Origin of the sequence: Tissierella carlieri (genome assembly GCF_018917285.1) — a bacterium.
GTDB classification, from domain to species: domain Bacteria; phylum Bacillota; class Clostridia; order Tissierellales; family Tissierellaceae; genus Tissierella; species Tissierella carlieri.
Genome location: NZ_JAHLOH010000036.1, coordinates 1 through 2,968, shown reverse-complemented (window position 1 = coordinate 2,968; position 2,968 = coordinate 1). Strand labels below are relative to the sequence as shown.

At 30.5% G+C, this 2,968-nt stretch carries 3 protein-coding genes; all 3 read left to right on the top strand.

Annotated elements, in window-relative coordinates; translation table 11 throughout:
• Nucleotides 1-536, top strand: a 536-nt coding sequence (locus KQI38_RS11835; RefSeq protein ID WP_216559669.1) for an FtsX-like permease family protein, incomplete at its 5' end; no start/stop codon positions are given.
• Between the two features lie 181 nt (nt 537-717).
• Nucleotides 718-843: a hypothetical protein gene (locus KQI38_RS22350; protein ID WP_276515580.1), complete on the top strand. Its 126-nt coding sequence runs from the start codon at nt 718-720 to the stop codon at nt 841-843.
• Nucleotides 844-1,007: 164 nt separating this feature from the next.
• On the top strand, nt 1,008-2,968 hold a 1,961-nt coding region (locus KQI38_RS11830), incomplete at its 3' end, for an ABC transporter permease (RefSeq protein ID WP_216559667.1).

Here is a 2,968-nt window from a genome sequence, read left to right as displayed (position 1 = left end):
TTTATTATAGTAAAATGGAGTTTGTATTTAAGCAAGAGAAAAACAAAGAGATTATGGAAAGAAAGGAAGAGATAAAGAAAATAGTTTCCGACAATTCATCTAATGAAATCCCGACTGAGCTAAAACTATGGGATGGAGAAGTTGTAAATGTAGTAGGACCATTAGAAAAGAATACATCCTTATTAGAAGTTCTATACCCTGTAACATTTACCTTATCAATTGTAATAGCAGGTATATTAGTCTTTATAATGGTACTTCGTCGCTCGACGGATGCAGCGATTTTACGGATATTAGGAGTAAAGGAAAAAGAAGTGAGATGGAATCTATTTAGAGAAAATCTTATATTGGTATCAATAGGAACAGCCATAGCATGTATAGCTGTATTTGCAATATCCATAAAATCCTATCCGATAGATTTGGTGAAATATATAATGGTAACAGGAGGATATATGCTAGGTACTATTGCAGGACTGATACTTGGTATAGGAAAGGTAACTAATAAGAAGCCATTGGAAATGCTTCAGGTAAAAGAGTAAACATGAAATCAATAATAGATAGAAGGAAAGTTAATTAATTCACTGATTCTTTTAATTTATTGAGTTGTATGCCCCTCTCTATATATAAAGCCAAATTTTTTTAAAAATATGTACAAAAGTTAGCTGACAATAAAATTATTATGAAATACACTTTAATTAAAATAGTAAAGGGGGTACAAGCATGAGCATAGTATTAGCAAAGATAAATAAAATTGAAGATGAAATAATTGATAAAATTTTAATTATGAGTATGAAGAATGAACAGCTACTACATGTTCTTGCTGATGCTTCATATAACAGAGGCTAATTTTTCCTAAGACTAAGGCATACAGGTTTAATAAGTCTAGGTAGTTTGACTACCTAGACTTACTGTTAATTAAAGCTAGCCTAACAATCGTCTTCAATTATAGGATAATAACGTAATCATATATTATTTTGCTTAATATTGTGAGTATAAGGAGAGTGAAATCCATGAAAAATCCAATCAACAAATCTAACCTAAGAAGACCCCTAAAGGGAATACTCCTTCTCATTATATTATTAATTGTATCAAATCTCTTTATATCAAGTATTAGTCAGTTCTACATAGTTAATAGAGAGATTGATAATATTGGTAAATATTATAGGAGTATTGGAACAATATTACCCTTAGATGAGAATAACTTTGATGTAAAAGAAGCTCAAGAACTTATTACTGGTGACTCAATGATAGATTTTGAAGATAATATAAGGCATACTATTGGAGTGATAGATGGGTTATATAGAAATAAAAGAAATAATCCTGCTCTTTTCAATACACCAGGTTCGGATGTACTTGATCATATATTTATTGGAGAAATGCGAGAAGCGTATAAATATCAACATGCTGAGAACATTTATGAAGGGTCAACATTAGATGTTAAGGTTACAGATATATTGGCAGGAAATCCAGACTATATAGAAGGAGATTTTCGCTACAAAAATGATCAGAAACATCGTTTCCTTTTTTTATCCCATTCCATAGTAACAGGAGAAAAACTTGAATATATCAATGATGATGTAATAGATGAGATATTTCAAATGGAACCGGGAAAAAAGTATTTATTCAGAACATTCCTTCATGCATCCGGTGACATTGGATTCTTTGCTAAACCACTTTATAATGATGGACCTCTCTACATAGAGCTAGATGATAATGGACATATAGATTGGGAGGCTCCACAGTTTAAAATCATCAAAGAGGAAATGGACTTTATCAATGAAAACATCATTTCATATTATCTTATAGGTATTAAGGATATGGTAGCAATTCCGGAAGTACAAGATAGTGCTAAGGATTACTATCTAGTAGAAGGACGTTGGTTTAACAAGGAGGATGATGAAAAGCAAAACCATGTAGTTATAATACATGAGAATATTGCCAAAAATCATAAAATAAATATTGGAGATAAGCTTGAAATTAAAATGCGGGATTCTGAATATGGTTCTGACCTTTTATTTACAGAAAAGGACCGCAGAGAATGGAGGAACTATTATACAAGTGAACCTAGACCCTTTGAAGTAGTAGGTATATTTAATTCCAATGTTTACCCCCATATACACATTCATATGTATGTTCCGAATAGTACCATACCTGTAGAACTTGGCAGATTTACTAAAGGGTTAGATGAGTCAATGCCTATTTATCCTAGTTCATATACTTTTGTTTTAAAAAATGCAGAGGATGAATCAGCTTTTATAGAGAAATATAAAGAGCCATTAAAAGAATTAGGATATGAGTTATCTTTTTTAATAAATAATATAGAGAGTTTTAGAGAGTCTTCTGCTCCTATTAAAAGATCTACAACAATAAGCTTTGTGCTTTTTAGTGTACTTTTAATATTGATACAAGGATTTGTGATATATGTATATATAGAAGGGCACAAGCTTAATTATGCAATAGAAAGAGCTTTAGGAATTCCATCAAAAATTAGTGGAAAACATCTGGTATTGCCACTAATTATATATGGTATGATAGCATCGGGAATTGGAGGCTATATAGGTTTTAATAATGCTATGGAGAAGTCAATGGAATTGTTAGGAAGTGTTACTGCTACTACACAGACTACTGTTAACTCAGGATTAGATATAAAATACTTTATACTATCTATCCTATTATCTATGATTCCTTTTGTTATAATGCTGATGCTTAAAACAAATAAGCTTAAAAATTCTTCTATTATAGATTTAATTAACAACAATAAAAAGAGAAAAACGATTCAAGGGAAAACTGAAAGTTTGGAAATGGCTAAAGCTACTACTATATCAACAGAAGTAGAATATGAAGAAGAAAAATCTATAAAAACTAAAACAGAATTAAGTAAAAGTGAAGATAAACATATAGAGAAAGATAAACAGACAAAAAAAGATAGTATAAGATCACTAAGAAGATTTTCATTAAAGCATACCTTGCG

Excerpts from the sequence above, each read along its gene's own strand:
- KQI38_RS22350 (WP_276515580.1), top strand. The coding sequence starts at position 718 with ATGAGCATAGTATTAGCAAAGATAAATAAAATTGAAGATGAAATAATT.